Source organism: Paraburkholderia caffeinilytica (assembly GCF_046030355.1).
Lineage (GTDB): Bacteria > Pseudomonadota > Gammaproteobacteria > Burkholderiales > Burkholderiaceae > Paraburkholderia > Paraburkholderia caffeinilytica_B.
Window position 1 is genome coordinate 427,101 of record NZ_JAQQCQ010000003.1, and the last position, 15,184, is coordinate 442,284.

General features: G+C 60.4%; 15 protein-coding genes. 2 read left to right on the forward strand and 13 right to left on the reverse strand.

Annotated features, from left to right (window positions below; all coding sequences use genetic code 11):
* Positions 1–106 precede the first annotated feature (106 nt).
* On the forward strand, positions 107–595 hold the full coding sequence (locus PQQ95_RS06640; protein WP_408435974.1) for a MarR family winged helix-turn-helix transcriptional regulator: 489 nt from the start codon (positions 107–109) through the stop codon (positions 593–595).
* Between the two features lie 93 nt (positions 596–688).
* Here PQQ95_RS06640 and PQQ95_RS06645 read toward each other — a convergent pair whose 3' ends face one another.
* Entirely contained in the window at positions 689–2,278 is a 1,590-nt protein-coding gene (locus tag PQQ95_RS06645; RefSeq protein WP_408435976.1) for an ABC transporter substrate-binding protein, read from the reverse strand.
* 398 nt (positions 2,279–2,676) lie between these two features.
* Here PQQ95_RS06645 and PQQ95_RS06650 point away from each other — a divergent pair, with 398 nt between their 5' ends.
* Complete coding sequence (locus tag PQQ95_RS06650) at positions 2,677–3,753, forward strand: porin (RefSeq protein WP_408435978.1); 1,077 nt, start codon at positions 2,677–2,679, stop codon at positions 3,751–3,753.
* 255 nt (positions 3,754–4,008) lie between these two features.
* Here PQQ95_RS06650 and PQQ95_RS06655 read toward each other — a convergent pair whose 3' ends face one another.
* The 12 genes from PQQ95_RS06655 to PQQ95_RS06710 form a co-directional block, all read right to left on the reverse strand.
* Positions 4,009–5,037: an ABC transporter ATP-binding protein gene (locus tag PQQ95_RS06655; RefSeq protein WP_408436141.1), complete on the reverse strand. Its 1,029-nt coding sequence runs from the start codon at positions 5,035–5,037 to the stop codon at positions 4,009–4,011.
* A complete protein-coding gene (locus tag PQQ95_RS06660) occupies positions 4,995–5,981 on the reverse strand; it encodes an ABC transporter ATP-binding protein (protein ID WP_408435980.1) in 987 nt (328 codons plus the stop codon). The genes PQQ95_RS06655 and PQQ95_RS06660 overlap by 43 nt, the downstream gene beginning before the upstream one ends.
* Positions 5,978–6,853: an ABC transporter permease gene (locus PQQ95_RS06665; RefSeq protein WP_408436143.1), complete on the reverse strand. Its 876-nt coding sequence runs from the start codon at positions 6,851–6,853 to the stop codon at positions 5,978–5,980. The genes PQQ95_RS06660 and PQQ95_RS06665 overlap by 4 nt, the downstream gene beginning before the upstream one ends.
* 124 nt (positions 6,854–6,977) lie before the next feature.
* A complete protein-coding gene (locus tag PQQ95_RS06670; RefSeq protein WP_408435982.1) occupies positions 6,978–7,955 on the reverse strand; it encodes an ABC transporter permease in 978 nt (325 codons plus the stop codon).
* A gap of 141 nt (positions 7,956–8,096) precedes the next feature.
* Positions 8,097–9,224: a histidinol-phosphate transaminase gene (gene hisC, locus PQQ95_RS06675; RefSeq protein WP_408435984.1), complete on the reverse strand. Its 1,128-nt coding sequence runs from the start codon at positions 9,222–9,224 to the stop codon at positions 8,097–8,099.
* A 60-nt stretch (positions 9,225–9,284) separates the two neighbouring features.
* Positions 9,285–10,049, reverse strand: a complete 765-nt coding sequence (locus PQQ95_RS06680) for an HD domain-containing protein (protein WP_408435986.1) — start codon at positions 10,047–10,049, stop codon at positions 9,285–9,287.
* Between the two features lie 49 nt (positions 10,050–10,098).
* Complete coding sequence (locus PQQ95_RS06685) at positions 10,099–10,767, reverse strand: 4-carboxy-4-hydroxy-2-oxoadipate aldolase/oxaloacetate decarboxylase (RefSeq protein ID WP_408435988.1); 669 nt, start codon at positions 10,765–10,767, stop codon at positions 10,099–10,101.
* 64 nt (positions 10,768–10,831) lie between these two features.
* Positions 10,832–11,506: an RraA family protein gene (locus PQQ95_RS06690; RefSeq protein WP_408435990.1), complete on the reverse strand. Its 675-nt coding sequence runs from the start codon at positions 11,504–11,506 to the stop codon at positions 10,832–10,834.
* Between the two features lie 2 nt (positions 11,507–11,508).
* Positions 11,509–12,192, reverse strand: a complete 684-nt coding sequence (locus PQQ95_RS06695) for an RraA family protein (RefSeq protein ID WP_408435992.1) — start codon at positions 12,190–12,192, stop codon at positions 11,509–11,511.
* Positions 12,193–12,250: 58 nt separating this feature from the next.
* Positions 12,251–13,258 (reverse strand): DODA-type extradiol aromatic ring-opening family dioxygenase, encoded by a 1,008-nt coding sequence (locus tag PQQ95_RS06700; protein ID WP_408435994.1) that lies wholly within the window; start codon positions 13,256–13,258, stop codon positions 12,251–12,253.
* Positions 13,259–13,298: 40 nt separating this feature from the next.
* Positions 13,299–14,336, reverse strand: coding sequence for an amidohydrolase family protein (locus PQQ95_RS06705; protein WP_408435996.1), 1,038 nt, complete (start codon positions 14,334–14,336; stop codon positions 13,299–13,301).
* Between the two features lie 26 nt (positions 14,337–14,362).
* Positions 14,363–15,085: a FadR/GntR family transcriptional regulator gene (locus tag PQQ95_RS06710; RefSeq protein WP_408435998.1), complete on the reverse strand. Its 723-nt coding sequence runs from the start codon at positions 15,083–15,085 to the stop codon at positions 14,363–14,365.
* Positions 15,086–15,184 lie beyond the last annotated feature (99 nt).

Here is a 15,184-nt window from a genome sequence, read left to right on the forward strand (position 1 = left end):
ACGCTCATCCGCCCCGCTCTGCAACCATCCGTTTACACTGCGCGATAATATCCGCCAGTCACGCTTGCCGCCCGACCACGGGCAGCCCACTTCCAGATACGAGTCCATGGCAAAAAACCCGGTGGCGCGCGATACGCGCCAGACTCCGCTCGACCGCCTGTACGCCCGCCCCGGCTTCATGATCCGGCGCGCACACCAGATTTCGACCGACCTCTTTATCGAAGCCTGCGCCGCGCTCGACATGACGCCCAGCCAATACGGCGTGCTGTATATCCTGTTCCATAGCGGCCCGCTCGAACAGATTGGCATCGCGCGCCTGATCGGCCTCGACCGCTCGACCACCGCGCTGGTCGTCAAGATTCTCAGCGAACGCGGCCTGCTCGAGAAAACAAAAAGCGAAACGGACCAGCGCAAAGTGGAAATCTCCCTGACTGAAGCGGGCCGGCAATGCTTCCGCCAGTGCGAGCGCTACGCGCAGAAATCGGTCGACGCGTTGCTTGCGCCGTTCGAACCTGCCGAGCGCACGCAATTTCTTGCGCTGCTCGACAAGTTCGTTTCGCACTTCAACGACAACACGCGCGTGACATTGGGATAAACGGATCAGCGACGCGCCTGCCCGCTGACCTTTGTGCTACTGCTTGTTCGCCGCTCGCGCCGCTCGCTGGCAACACGTAGCGGCGCTCACCGATTACTTCGCCGGTGCGGCGTCAAACCCGTACATCTGCGAATCGACGCGCGGCACGATGTGAATCCCGTTACGCGCAGCGAAAGTCGACACCTGCAGATGGGTCGGGATGATGCCTACTTCGTCATGCAACACCTTCGACGTTTCCTGGTAAAGCGCTTCACGCTTCGTATCGTCGACCGTTGCCAGCCCCGCATTCAGCGGCTTCCAGAAATTCGGCGAATCGTACGTCTGGATGTTGATCTTGCGGAACGGATTGTTGGTCGGATTCGAGAACAGCGATTCGAGCTGCACGCCCATGTCGCCCGCATCCGCGCCCCAGCCGATCATGAAGAAGCCCAGTTGCAACTGGTTCACGCGAGAGATGAACGTGCCCATCGGCTGCGTCTCGACCTTGGTCTTGCACCCAATGCGCGTCAGCATTTGCGCGACACCCTGGGCCAGTTGCGAATCGTTGACGTAGCGATCGTTCGGCGCAAACAGCGTCAGCGAGAAGCACTCCGGATAGCCCGCTTCGGCCAGCAGCTTCTTCGCTTCATCGGGCTTGTACGGATCGGGCGGTAGCGCCGGGTTATAGCCGAACATCGTGCTCGGCACACTGTTCTGCGTCGCCACGCCCAGGCCCTGCAGAACCTTGTCGACCAGTACCTGGCGATTGATGGCGAGCGAGAACGCACGGCGCACACGGACATCCTTGAACGGATTCTTGCCCAACGGTTTGCCGTTGTTATCCGTCACATACGGCGCGTTGTCGTTGAGCTGATTCATCACCCAGAAGACCATCAACGTACTGGGCTTGGTGTAGACGGCAAGCTTCCTGTCAGCCTTGATGCGCGAAACATCCGCGCTCGGCACGTCGATCACCGCGTCGACGTCGCCCGACAGAATGGCTGCCACGCGCGCCGCCGCATTCGGCAGGATACGCACCGTCACTTTGTCATAAGCGGGCTTGTCGCCCCAATACGCGTCGTTGCGAACGAGTTCGACACGATCGCCCCGCAGGAAGCGGGAAAACTTGTAAGGCCCGGTACCGACGAGGCCCTTGCCGGTTTCGAAGTCTGCGCTCTTGAGTCCCTGCGTGTCTTTCTTCGACAGCATGAAAATCATCGACAGATAGTTCGGCAGCACCGCCAGCGGGCGGGCCGTTGTGAGCTTGACCGTGTACGGATCGACCACCTGCACCTTGGTGATGTCTTTCGTGAAGACGCCGAATGTAGCCGGTGAATTGGTCAATGTGTCGGGACGTGCGAGCGAATAAACCACGTCATCCGCCGTGAACGAAGAGCCGTCCTGGAACTTGACGTTCTTGCGCAGCTTGATTTCCCATGTCTTATCGTCAAGCGGCTTCCACGATTCGGCGAGCCCCGGTTGCAAGCGGCCGTCTGGTGACATATCGATCAACGGTTCGAACACGTTGCGCGCCACGTTGCGGTTGCCCGGCAAGTTGGCGAACTGAGGATCGAGCGACGTAACGTCCGCGCTGACTCCATACTTGAATTCCGCTGCACCTGCATTCTGCTGCACAAATACGCTCGCGGCCAACGCACCAGCCATTACCGCCAGCCGGCCCAAGCCCCGCAAAGTTGTTCCCATCTCCGTCTCCTATATGTGCAGAACCCGCAAGGGTACCCGCTTTATTGAGGGAGCCGTCAACGACTTGACGGCTCCCCTCTGAAAACAGCGCATCGAACTGAAAGCCCGCGCATTACCGGCAAGTGCGCGGTCGAGTCACTTCGTGTTTACGAGCATCTTCGTCGCTGCAAAATGCCTTCTGTATAACTATATTATCGTTATACACTTCTATCGAAGTCAAGCACTGCTCAAGTTGATGACGGGCGATGCAGGACCGCCGCGCGGCCTTTCGTTGCCACAACAAAATGGTTGCGCGTGCAACACGTTGCGAGGCGGGAACAACTGCGAACGAAGCCTCGCAAAACATGCGGCATCTTCAACAAAACTGGCGCAGACTATTCATGGATAGGAGACAAACAATGAGAAAAACCCTCGCGGTACCCCTTGCTGCCGTATCGCTTTTTGCTTTTGCAGCGGGTGCGCAGGCGCAGAGCAGTGTGACAATTTACGGGATCGTCGACTCGGGCATCAGCTACGTGAGCAACAGCAACGGCCATTCCGCATGGGTCTTCGATACGGGTGTCCCACAGGGCAACCGGCTCGGCTTCATGGGCACGGAAGATCTCGGCGGCGGAATGAAAGCGCTGTTTCGCCTGGAGAACGGTTTCAACCTGAACAACGGCACGCTCGGACAAGGCGGCATCTTCGGGCGTCAGGCATATGTCGGCCTGTCGAACCAGATCGGCACGCTCACAATGGGCCATCAGTACGACTTCATGGGCGACATCATCGGCAACTATTCGATTGCCTACGTTGCCGGCGTGTATGCGTTCCATCCGGGTGACTACGACCGCGTATCGGGCGACCGTCTGGACAACACGGTCAAATTCGTCAGCAATAACTTCGGGGGTTTCACCGCCGGTGCGATGTACGGCTTCGGCAATACGGCCGGCAACTTCCATCAGAACAGTTCGATGAGTTTTGGCCTGACCTACGATCATGGCCCGCTCAGTCTTGGCGCTGCCTATACGGATATCAACAACTTCCGCATCGACCCGAGCAACGATCTGGGTGTCAACACACTGTTCGGCCAGCCGCTGACTGGGCCGATCGTGGCGGACAGCTTGAAGACATGGGCACTCGGCGGCAGCTATTCGATCGGCAAGTTCGGCATCATGGGGAACTACACCGGTACGCGGATCTCGTACATGGGCAATGCATCCACGCTGACCACCCTGGAAGGCAGCCTGCTGTACCACTTCACACCGGCGCTGGTCGGTGGCGCGGGATACACGTGGTCGAAGCTCGAGAGTTCGCATTGGGGCCAGACGTCAGTCGGCCTCGATTATTTCCTGTCGAAACGCACTGACCTGTATGCACAAGTCAACTATCAACAGGCAAGCGGCGACGGTACACGTGCGGTGATTCTGACGCTGCCAACGTCGAGTACCAACAAGCAGGTCGTCGCCGGCGTTGGCATCCGTCACAAGTTCTGAGCCGGCTTCAACCCGATTGATCGCGAGAAGTGCCGCTCGATGGCGAGAGTCGAGCGGCCCGATTTGATGCCGGCTCAAGCCGGCTTTTTTGCGCCGTCGGATCGAGGCTCACACGGACACACCGGCTTACGTTTATACCGCCCATGAAAAAACCCGGTGTGGATTGCATAGCTTAACTGCCATGCAATCCACACCGGGCCGGACTTCAAGACTACAAGACTTCAAAACTTCAAAACTTCAAGCGTACCGCCGACCTCAGTCGATCAGATGACACGCCGCGAATTGTCCATCTGCAGCGCGCTTCAATTCAGGCGCGGCTTCCTTGCAAACGGGCAACGCGTGCGGGCAGCGCGGATGAAAATGACATCCCGCAGGTGGATTCATCGGCGACGGAATCTCGCCCTTGATGGCATAGAACGTCTTCTTGCGCTTGTCGAGCGACGGCACTTCCGCCAGCAATGCCTGCGTGTACGGATGTTGCGGATTCTGATAGACCTGCTCGGTGGGGCCCGATTCAACGATCTTGCCAAGATACATCACGACAATGCGATCCGCGATATGGCGCACCACGCCCAGATCGTGACTGATGAAAAGATAGGTCAATCCCAGCTCTTCACGCAGCTTGATAAACAGATTCAGCACCTGTGCCTGGATGGACACGTCGAGCGCCGCCACCGATTCGTCGCAAACGAGAAACTTCGGATTCACCGACAGTGCGCGCGCGATTCCGATACGGGCGCGCTGCCCGCCGGAGAACTGATGCGCGAAGCGGTCCATCGAATCGGGATCGAGGCCCACCCGCTCAAACAGCGTGCCGACGAAATCGCGAGTGTCCGCCTTGCGAATGAAACCATGCACGTGCGCCCCTTCCGCGACGATATCCGCGGCACGCATACGCGGATTCAGCGACGCGTACGGGTCCTGGAAGATCATCTGGATATCGAGCTCGGCACGATCGCGTTCGCGCCGTCCGAGCGAGGCCATGTCCGTATCCTGCCAGTAGCGTTTTCCGCTCGTCGGCCAGTAGACACCGGCCGCAAGACGCCCGACTGTCGACTTGCCGCAACCGGATTCGCCGACGAGGCCGACCACTTCGCCCGCGCTCACACTCAGGCTCAGATCGGTGACCGCATGCACGCCCTTCGGCGGCTGCCGCCCGGTGACGGCCCGCACGAAGCGTCCGGTTGCATCCTGTCTGGGCGCGAACGTCTTCGTGACATTGCGCAATTCGAGCAGCGGGGTCATGCAATCTCCTCGTGTTCGTCGACGACGGGCCGGATACAGCGAACCATGTGGCCGTCGTGGTCAATCGTTTCGGCAATCTCATGCGCGCATTCGGGTACCGCGGAGGAACAGCGCGTGCGGAATGCGCAGCCCTCGCCCAATGCGAGCAGCGACGGCGGCGCACCGGGAATCTGCCGCAGCATCACACCTTTGGGATTGCGGCTCGGAATCGAATTCATCAAGCCGCGCGTATACGGATGACGCGGCATATCGAGCACCTGATCGACGCTGCCGTGTTCGGCGATCCTGCCGCCGTACATCACGCACACGCGATCCGCGAGCCCCGCGACCACCGACAGATCGTGTGTGATCCAGATCAGCGCCGTGCCCGAGTTGCGGCAAAGCTGCTGAATCTCGCCGAGAATCTGCGCCTGAATGGTGACGTCGAGCGCGGTAGTCGGCTCGTCGGCAATCACGACTTCGGGCCGGTTGATCAGCGCGATCGCAATCGCCACGCGCTGGCGCATGCCGCCAGAGAACTGATGCGGATAGCACTTCAGCCGCTCGTCCGGCGCGGGGATACCCACCTGAGCAAGCGCCGCGCGTGCTTCGTCGAGTGCCGCGCGACGACTCATCGGCCGGTGTGCGAGCACCGCCTCGATCATCTGCGTATCGATGCGCAGCACGGGATTGAGCGTCATCATCGGATCCTGGAAAATCATCGAGATCCGGTTGCCGCGAATCTTGCGCCACTGTGCTTCGGTGCATGCGGCCAGCTCCTCGCCCGCGAGCTTGATGCTGCCGCTCACCACCTTACCAGGCGGATCGATCAAACCCATGATCGAATAGCCGGTTTGCGATTTACCAGATCCTGATTCACCGACCACGCCCAGAATTTCGCCGCGCGCGACGCTGAAACTCACACCGTTCACCGCTTTCACAATGCCGCGCGGCGTCGTGAAGTGGGTGCACAGATTGTTCACCTGCAATGCGGGCTGAGTCATTTCTTCAACCTCGGGTTGAGCACATCGCGCAGGCGATCCGCCATCAGATTCAGGCATAGCATCAGCAATAGCAGCGCGACGCCGGGGAAAACGCTGATCCAGTAAGAACCGGACAGCAAGTAGTTATAGCCGTTCGAAATCAGCAGACCGAGTGAAGGCTCGGTGATAGGCAACCCGAGGCCCAGAAACGACAGCGTCGCTTCGAGCGAGATCGTGGTCGCCATCTGCACGGTTGCGACGACCAGCAGCGGCGGCACGCAATTGGGCAGCACGTGGCGAAAGATAATCCGCGTGTCGCTCAGTTTCAGGCAGCGCGCCGCCTCCACGTACTCCTTGCGCAACTCGACGAGCGCGGAGCCGCGCGCGGTACGCGCATACACCGCCCACTGAACCAGCACGAGCGCGTAGACGATCTTGTCGACGCCCTTGCCGAATGCAGCGATAAACACCAGCGCAATCAGAATCGAAGGAAACGAAAGCTGGATGTCGGCGAGCCGCATGATCAGCGCGTCGACCTTGCGTCCATAGAATGCACCAACCAGACCCAGCGCTACGCCGAGCACCAGCGCGAGCACGGTACAGGCAAGGCTCACATACAAGCTCGTGCGCATGCCGTAGAGAATCGCGGACAGCATGTCGCGCCCCTGATCGTCCGTGCCGAGCCAGTAGATATGCGTGCCCATCGACGCATGCGCGAGCGGCGGCAGTTGCGAGTCACTCAGGTCGAGTTGTGAGAGGTCGTAGGGGTTCTGCGGTGCAATCCAAGGCGCGAATACCGCCAGCGCGGCAATCGCGATGAATAGCACGAGCCCTATGAGGGCGAGTTTGCTCTGGCGGAATTCGCTCCACAGCGCGCTCAGTTGACCGCCCATGCGTGCAAAACGATGCGGGGTTTTCACCGGCCTGGCGGAGGAAAAAGCGCCGTCAGTGGAACTGGCGGGTACAGCGGATTGGGCGCGCGGCTCAGCCATGGTTGTTCCTGTAGTGGGTCCCATGTCAACTCACCTCCGCCGTCACCGAGATGCGTGGATCGAGCAGCGAATACAGAATGTCGACAACCAGATTGATCAGCATATAAATCGCCGCGACGGTCAGCAGATAGGCAATGACTACGGGGCGATCGAGCGCATTGATCGAATCGATCAGCAGTTTGCCCATACCCGGCCACGCGAACACGGTTTCCGTGACGATCGAAAATGCGATCAATCCGCCCAGGTTGATGCCGATCACCGTGACGAGCGGGATCATGATGTTCTTCAGGATATGCACGCCGACAATGCGCGACGAACTCAGTCCTTTGGCTCGCGCGAATTTGACGTAGTCGGTCAGCGCGGTTTCGCGCGTCGACGAATACGCGAGCCGGATAATCAGCGCGATGTTGAAGAGTGCGAGATTCAGCGCCGGCAACAACAGATGCTTCCAGCCGTCGAGCGTCAGAAAGCTCACCTGCATGCCGAGCCACGACGTCGTGGTGCCGCGTCCGCCCGAAGGCAGCCAGCCGAGAACCACCGAACAGACGAGAATCAGGATCAGGCCGACCCAGAACGTCGGCAAACTGAAACCGATCGTCGACGAAGCGGTAATAATGCGCGAGGAAAGTTTCTCAGGACGCAATCCCGCATACATGCCGAGCGGAATGCCGATGACAATCGCCATCAGCATGGCAATCACCGACAACTCGAGCGTAGCGGGCATGCGCGAGACGATCATTTGCGCAACGGGGGCACCGGTTAGAAACGACGTGCCGAAGTCGCCGCGCAACGAGTGTGAGAGGAAATGCCAGTACTGGAGCCACCACGGCTGATCCAGTCCGAGCGATGCAATGATGCGTGTGCGCATTTCAGGCGTGGCGCTGTCGGGAACCATCAGCGCAATCGGATCGCCCACGACGTAGACGCCGGCAAACACGAGCAGCGACATCGCCCAAAGCGCAAGCACGCTCTGGAACAGTCTCCGCAGAATAAACTCAAACATGGATTGTCTCGCTCCAACTGGGGATCACTTCAAGCGACAGGACTTGTATTTGCCTGTTTGTGGCCACGGATGCTGCGGGCAGTCCGTGGCCGCGCTTTGTCTGGAAAGTATAATATAGTTTAATTTAGGTGAGTTTCCATCTCACGCATTGACCGCCACGAGTTCACGCAACGCCGTGAAGAACCTTTCGTTTTCCTCCGGCAAGCCAACCGTGACGCGCAGCCACTCGCCGAGCCCGTAGTCCACCACCTTGCGCACGATGATGCCGCGCCTGAGCAGCGCATCGAACAGTTCGGCCGAATTCCCCACCTTGATTACGACGAAGTTGCCCTGGCTTTTCACATACGGCAGACGCAGCGCCTCGCAGACCTCGTAAAAGCGCACGATCCCCTCACGATTCAGGCGATACGATTCGTTCAGATAGTCGTCGTCGTTCAGCGCGGCGATCGCGGCGGCCTGCGCCAGCGAATTGACGTTGAACGTCTGCCGGACACGGTTCAGAAGATCGGTCACGTAAGGCGTGGCGATTGCAAAACCCACTCGCAGACCGGCAAGCCCGAATGCCTTGGAGAAGGTACGCGATACGACGAGATTCGGATAGCGCCGCACGAGCTCGGTGCTGTCGTAACGATGGTGCGGTTCGAGATATTCGTTATAGGCCTCGTCCAGCAGCACCACGACGTTAGCCGGGATGCGATCGAGAAACGACGTAAGTTCGTCGACGCTGAAGAACGTGCCAGTCGGGTTATTCGGATTCGCCAGATACACCACGCGCGTCGCAGCGTTGACGGCTTTCGCCATCGCGTCGAGATCGTGCCCGTAATCTTTGGCGGGCACGGCGACCATCCGCGCACCGGTCGCCTTGACCGCGTTCTGCCATGCCATGAATGCGTATTGCGACGATACGGCATTGCAATCGCTATCCGGTTGCGCGGCCTGCAGGAACGCCCGCGCGACGAGTTCGAGAATGTCGCTCGAACCGTTGCCCAACGTGATCCAGTTGCGCTCTACGTTGTACTTCTGGCCGAGCGCCACCTTCAGCGCATGGCCGTTCGGATCGGGATAGCGTGCACCGCTATTGATGATCGCGTCGATTGCCGCGCGCGCTTTCGGCGGCATGCCGAGCGGGTTTTCATTGGATGCGAGCTTGATGATGCTGGCTTCCGGCAAGCCGTATTCACGCGCCGTTTCTTCGATGGGTTTGCCTGCCTGATAAGGCTTCAACGAGCCGACGTAAACCGGAGCGACAGGAAGCAATTCGTTTGTCATGGGAACACCTTTGCTGACTTCGATAGAGGAATGAGAATGCATGGCGCCATCACCGGGCAATTACAGGAACTTCGTCGGCCAGATCATCGTGCGCCAGATATGCGCAGACGGACTGCCGTCGAAACCGAGCCCTTCCTTCGGCTGCTTGAAGTTGCGTCCGATGATGTCGACGAAATCGTCGAGACTCACCACCGCGTTCGGATCGAATGAATAGATGTCGTGCAGCGTGATCGAACGGCTCGACATGTACCATTTGTGATTGCGCGCGTATTCGTAGTCGCGTTTGATATACGGCTCCGGCTCGTAGTCCTTGCCGAAATAGCGCAGATACGCATCCGGATACCCATATCCCACGGATTCGTCCGCGAAGAAGCGTAGCGCCTGGTGATACTGGATCGCCCAGCTCACCTCCTCGTCCACATACGGCGCAATCATTTGCGCGCCCCAGTAGCCGTGATCGCCACGAATGAAACCGGCTACACTGATGTCATGCAGCAGGCAAGCCAGCACGATCTTCTCGCTCTGTCCGGCTTTCAGTGCATGCGTCGCGCTTTGCAGTACGTGATTGGCCGGCCCGAAGCGATACTTGAAAAAATCGATCAGAGTAGGCTTCGCCGGCATTGTCTGCAGACGCGGATCATCGCCCATCATGAAGTGGCCCGTGCCCGGTGGCGGCGGAATGGCCTGGGTCGGATCGCGGTCGCCCGAGGTGTAGATCACCGATTTCACCACGCGCCGGTCCAGCTCCGCGATCATCTTGTGTTCGAGCGCGTCGGCGCGCTCGGAAAGCGTCGGCTCGTGCCCGCTTGCGGTTTGATTGCTCATTGCAATTGCTCCTCTGTCTCTTCTGTCTCTTCCGTACCGAACCGCGTGTCTAGCGATTCCAGCCGTAAATATCCAGCGTCAACTCGCCTGCGGCAATGCGCGCGAGTATTTCCGCTTCCTTGTCTTCGCGTTCGCGTGCGGACCGCAGGGTCGCGTCGATCGATTCCTGCGCGAGTACTACCACGCCGTCCGCATCACCCACTACCAGGTCGCCTGCCCGCACGGCGACATCGCCGATCCGCAACGGATGATTGATCCAGCCGCGCGCGGCAAAATCCTTGGTCGTGCCGCGAATACACAAGCCGCGCGAGAACACGGGAAAGCCGATCCGTGCGAGCAGGTCGGCATCGCGGACGCAACCATCGATGACGAGACCCGCCACGCCGCGCTCCTTGGCCGCGGTCGACATGACTTCGCCCCAATAGCCCGCTTCGTAGTAGTCGCTCGTGTACACCACCAGCACGTCGCCCGGCTGTGCGACGACCAGCGCGCGATGCAGCCAGAGATTGTCGCCGGGCGGCGAATGCACGGTGACCGCCGGGCCGCAGACACGGAACGCCGGACTGACCGGCTTGATCGCCGATGGCAGCGCGCCGAGTTTATTGGCCGCTTCGAGCAAGGTCGCCGACGGAAAGGCGCGGGCCGCCTCGATCATTTCAGCGGCCGGCCGCTCGATCGACGCGGTAACCAACGGCGAATCGATGAAAGGGTACGACATGATGTCTCCTGATGGATATTCTGATGGTTCGCGTGGCGTAACGTTGCGCCGTGAGCGCCGGCGCTCAGGCGCTCACTTTGCTCTGCAACGCGTGATAGCGATGTTGCCTGCGCGCCTCGTCGAGCCGCATGCCTTGCCGCGCCGCTTCGCGAATCGCATGCTCGGCGGCGTGAATCTCTTCGGCAGCGGCCAGCACGCGGTCCTCGTGAGCCTGCGGAATCACGATCACGCCATCCGCGTCACCAATCAGCAGGTCGCCAGGCAACACACGCGCGTTGCCGATGTTGACTGGCACCTGGGTGCTTTCAACCTGCACGCGATCTTTGCCGGTACGCATCCAGTGTCCCTTGCTGAACACAGGGTAACCCAGCGATAAACACAGGCTCACATCGCGGCAGATTCCATCAATCACCGTGCCGGCGATTTTCCGCCGATGCGCGATTTCCGTGAGAATGTCGCCCCACACCGTACAGTCTTCACGGCCTGCGTTATCCAGTACGATCACGCCGCCTTCGGGCACATCGTCGATATAGTCGCCGACGGTGCCGGGCGGCATTGTCGGCGGTCCGTAGAGAATCGTGAATGCACGGCCGCACAGTCGGAAGCTCGCATCGCGCGGCTTGATTCCGGTGCATTGACCCACAATACCCAGGCGATCCAGCGCATCGCTCAGTGTCGCGGTATCGAGGCGCTGGGCACGCTGTGCGTTTCTGTCGTTCGCGTTGTTCGTCTCACTCATGTTTATCCCCTGTCCTGCAGCATATATTCGTAGTCCGCCCCCATCACCTGAGCAATGGGCACGCCGTTGAGCAGCTTTTTCGCCATCGCCGCTTCCTTGCCGGCGATCTGCTCGGCGGCGGCCAGCACGCGCTCGGCGTCGGCAGCGGCGATGAAAATCACTGCGCTGTTATCGGCAATCACGTAGTCACCCGGATTGACGCGTACCTCGGCTACCGTGATCGGCACATTGGTGCCGGCTTCGGCGACACGATTACGCGCGGTGAAGGCTGTCAATGCGCGCGCGAAAACCGGGAAATCGTATTGGCGCGCTTCATCGATATCGCGCACCGGGCCATCTGCAATCACCCCTCCGATGCCGCGCAACGAAGCGCCCAGCGAGAGAATGCCGCCCCAACTGCCTGCGTCGAGGCCCGTATGCTGTTCGACCACGATCACGTCGCCCGCACCGGCGGATTCGATGGCGGTCGTGCCGAGATGGCGCGGCGCTCCGGTATGGGCGGCTGCATTCACTTGCGCGGCCGCCACCAGTTTCACGGTCACAACCTTGCCGGCGATGCGGCGCGTGCTCGAGCGTTGCGGCAAACCGGTCACCGTGCCGGTCAGACCGAGCTTGTCGAGTGCATCCGATACTGCGCAACAGTCGAGCCGCTGCAGGCGTCGAGTGATGTCATCTGCTTGTTTCATGCGTGTCTGCTCCGTTCCTCATATTCGTTCTTCGCCACTGCCTGGCGGCGGTGCGGGTTCATTCCCAGCAGGCAAACGCCATCCCCGAACCCGTCCCGGCTTCCGAGCGATAACAGGCGACGTAGTCGATCAGCGTCATCTTGAGCGACGCGCTCGCGGCAAGACCCACAAGCGGCAGCCAGCTCTTGATTTCCGACGTATTGCCGTTGAAATACGGCTCCGGAATAGCGCGCAGCGTGGCCTCGTCGCGTTCGGCGAGCGCGGCCAGCACACGCTGATCGAGCGCTTCGTCGACCACGAAGTGGCTCATGCCACCAGACGCGACCACCACGACACGAAGTTCCGGCGGCAAGCGTCGGATCGCCGCGCCGAGTGCATGGCCGAGCGCGAGGCAGCGTGCCACGCGCGGCTGATTCGGCGCCACGCCGACGTTTAGAAACACAGGCACGGATGGCGGCGGCGCATCGCACATCACGCGGCGATAGACGAAACCGAACGCATGCGGAATACCGTGCTGACGATCGTCGCCCTTGGGTAAGCGGTTCGATACGGCAATATCGAAACCGTCGTCGACGAGCGAGCGCACGAGTTGCAATGCGTGATCCGGCGCGCCGGGATAGACTGCCCCTTCAGGCGGGCAGTGACCGTCCTCTGCCTCGGCGACGCCCGGCGGCAAACGGCGGCGCTGCTCGTCCGACAGCGGCAGATTCTCGATCTGCTCGCCGCCGAATATCGTGATCGCCGGCGTCAGGTCGTCCTTGAACACTTCGCGTTGATCGTTGCCGAGCACGATGACAAGATCGGCCTTCATCGCGTGGAAGCGTTCGGCGAGCGTATCGAGTGCGCGCTGGCAAGCGATGTAGCGCTCCTGCTTTGACGCTTCCGTGACTGCGTTCGCGAATCCCGGTGAGCGTGCTTCCAGCAGCGCCGCGTAGTCGTACGAACGCCCCTGAAACCAGTGCGCGGGATTTTTCAGATCCGCGCCGGCCCGCAAATGCCAGAGCTCGGGCGGCATCGACAGCAAGGGGCCGTGCGACGTGGCGATTGCGCCGATCATCGTTGCCATGCCGCGCTCCCGTTGAATGTGTTGTTCATAACCGATGGTTTCAACGTGCCGCGGCCGTGCCGGCTGGCGTGTCGAGACGGAACACCTTGCGAGCGTTGCCTTCGAAAATCATCCGTTTCTCGTCGCCGCTCAGCCACTCGAAACCTTCAATGATCGGCCGGATGTCATCCAGCCAGCGGCCTGTCTGCGGATCTTTCACCGTGCCGACACCCGGCCGCTCCGCGCCGAAGATGCAGCGATCCGCGCCGACCGTCTTGATGAGCAGACGCAGCGCCTCTTCCGAATACAGCACCGTGTCGTAGTAGAGACGGCGCAAGCTGTCGAGAAACGGTTCGCTCGCGCGTCCCGGCCGCAGCGAAGGCGCCTGGAAGCGGCCGAACTGATACGGCACCGCGCCGCCGCCATGCGAAACGACGATCTTCAACTGCGGGAAATCCTTGAACACGCGCGAACGGGCGAGCGCCATCACCGCAATCGTTTCCTCATTGATGAAGTGCAGCGAGTAGTTGTGCCGCTCCGAACGGCAGCCCGCCGAATGGAGATAGGCGGGTACATCGAGCTCGACGAGCTTCTCGTACAGCGGATACCAGTATTCGTTGCCGAGGTCGGGTACCTCGTTGGTCGCCAGCCCCTCGCTCGGGTCGGTATTCAGCAGCACGCCGACCAGACCGAGCTCCTTGATGCAGCGTTCGAGTTCCGGCAGCCATCCGCTAACCGGCTCGCCCCATGCCTGCGGCAAACCGCCAATGCCGCGAAACGTCTGCGGCATGAGTCGCGCCTGTTGCGCGATCATGTCGTTGGTTTCCTCGGTGAACCAGTGAACGATCTTCGCGGGCTTTTCGCTATGCATCATCTGATACGGACGCGGTGAGATCAGTTGCAGATCCGTGCCGATGTCACGCAACTGCTCGACGTGCGATTTGGTGCCGAAGGTCGGCGCATTGAGCACCGCAAGCATCTCATCGTCGCTGATCTGTGCGGTGCCACGGCCGTGCGCGCCGCGATGGGAAACAAGGCCGGATTTCCAGACGTAAAGAGAATCCGGCGCGGTAACGTGCGCGTGCGCATCGATGATCATGAATGTCTCCGTTAAATATTGTGGGTTCAGGCCCGGACCGCTTCCGGATCGGGTTGGATGTATACCGTCGACGTCATCGGAATGAAGCTCGTGCGAACGATCAGGATCCGCTCCTGCATAAGCCGGCGGGCCAATTCGACCTCGCCACGGCACACCGCGTCGAATAGACGTCGATGCGAAGCGATCACGCGATTCGCTGTATCCGCGCTCGTATAGGTGGCAAGCAAAGGCGTCAGCACAAAACGCAGCGCCTTGAATTGCGCGAGCAGAACCCGATTGCCTGACGCTTCAACGAGTGCTTCATGAAAGCGCAGCGACGCATCAGTAAATGTCTCCAGTTTCTTGCGTGCGTCCTCTACGCCGTGCAACGCATCCCGCAGTGCAGTACGACGCATTACTGTCAGGTTTTCGGCAGCCTTCTCCGCCGCGAGCACTTCGATCGCCATTTGCGCATCGAACACTTCGTTCGCGCCGGCGCCGATGAGACTCAGCTGTATCGACAACGCGTCGGCAAAGCGCTCCGGGTTCGCACCGGCAATCCACACGCCGCCCTTCGCGCCCATGCGGATCTCGACGATGCCAACCGCTTCCAGCGTTCTCAGCGCATCGCGAGCGGCGGTACGGCTCACGTTGAATTGCTGTGCAAGCGACGCCTCGCTGCCGAGAAAATCGCCCGCCTTCACCTGCTTCGAGAACAGCGCGGCACGCACCTGCGAGGCGACACGCCATGAAAGTTTTTCCGTGTGCACGGACTCCCAGACTGTCGGCGTCCGAGTGGGCCTGGCATCGTGCGGGAGATTTTCTTTCATTAGTTATACGAATCGTATGGGCTATTCCACTAGCAGCTT

Bases quoted from the DNA above. Each gene is read 5' to 3' on its own strand.
- PQQ95_RS06650 (WP_408435978.1), top strand. From the start codon at position 2,677: ATGAGAAAAACCCTCGCGGTACCCCTTGCTGCCGTATCGCTTTTTGCT.
- PQQ95_RS06640 (WP_408435974.1), top strand. From the start codon at position 107: ATGGCAAAAAACCCGGTGGCGCGCGATACGCGCCAGACTCCGCTCGAC.
- hisC (WP_408435984.1), bottom strand. From the start codon at position 9,224: ATGACAAACGAATTGCTTCCTGTCGCTCCGGTTTACGTCGGCTCGTTG.
- PQQ95_RS06705 (WP_408435996.1), bottom strand. From the start codon at position 14,336: ATGATCATCGATGCGCACGCGCACGTTACCGCGCCGGATTCTCTTTAC.
- PQQ95_RS06700 (WP_408435994.1), bottom strand. From the start codon at position 13,258: ATGGCAACGATGATCGGCGCAATCGCCACGTCGCACGGCCCCTTGCTG.
- PQQ95_RS06660 (WP_408435980.1), bottom strand. From the start codon at position 5,981: ATGACTCAGCCCGCATTGCAGGTGAACAATCTGTGCACCCACTTCACG.
- PQQ95_RS06665 (WP_408436143.1), bottom strand. From the start codon at position 6,853: ATGGGCGGTCAACTGAGCGCGCTGTGGAGCGAATTCCGCCAGAGCAAA.
- PQQ95_RS06685 (WP_408435988.1), bottom strand. From the start codon at position 10,767: ATGTCGTACCCTTTCATCGATTCGCCGTTGGTTACCGCGTCGATCGAG.
- PQQ95_RS06645 (WP_408435976.1), bottom strand. From the start codon at position 2,278: ATGGGAACAACTTTGCGGGGCTTGGGCCGGCTGGCGGTAATGGCTGGT.
- PQQ95_RS06695 (WP_408435992.1), bottom strand. From the start codon at position 12,192: ATGAAACAAGCAGATGACATCACTCGACGCCTGCAGCGGCTCGACTGT.
- PQQ95_RS06690 (WP_408435990.1), bottom strand. From the start codon at position 11,506: ATGAGTGAGACGAACAACGCGAACGACAGAAACGCACAGCGTGCCCAG.
- PQQ95_RS06670 (WP_408435982.1), bottom strand. From the start codon at position 7,955: ATGTTTGAGTTTATTCTGCGGAGACTGTTCCAGAGCGTGCTTGCGCTT.
- PQQ95_RS06680 (WP_408435986.1), bottom strand. From the start codon at position 10,049: ATGAGCAATCAAACCGCAAGCGGGCACGAGCCGACGCTTTCCGAGCGC.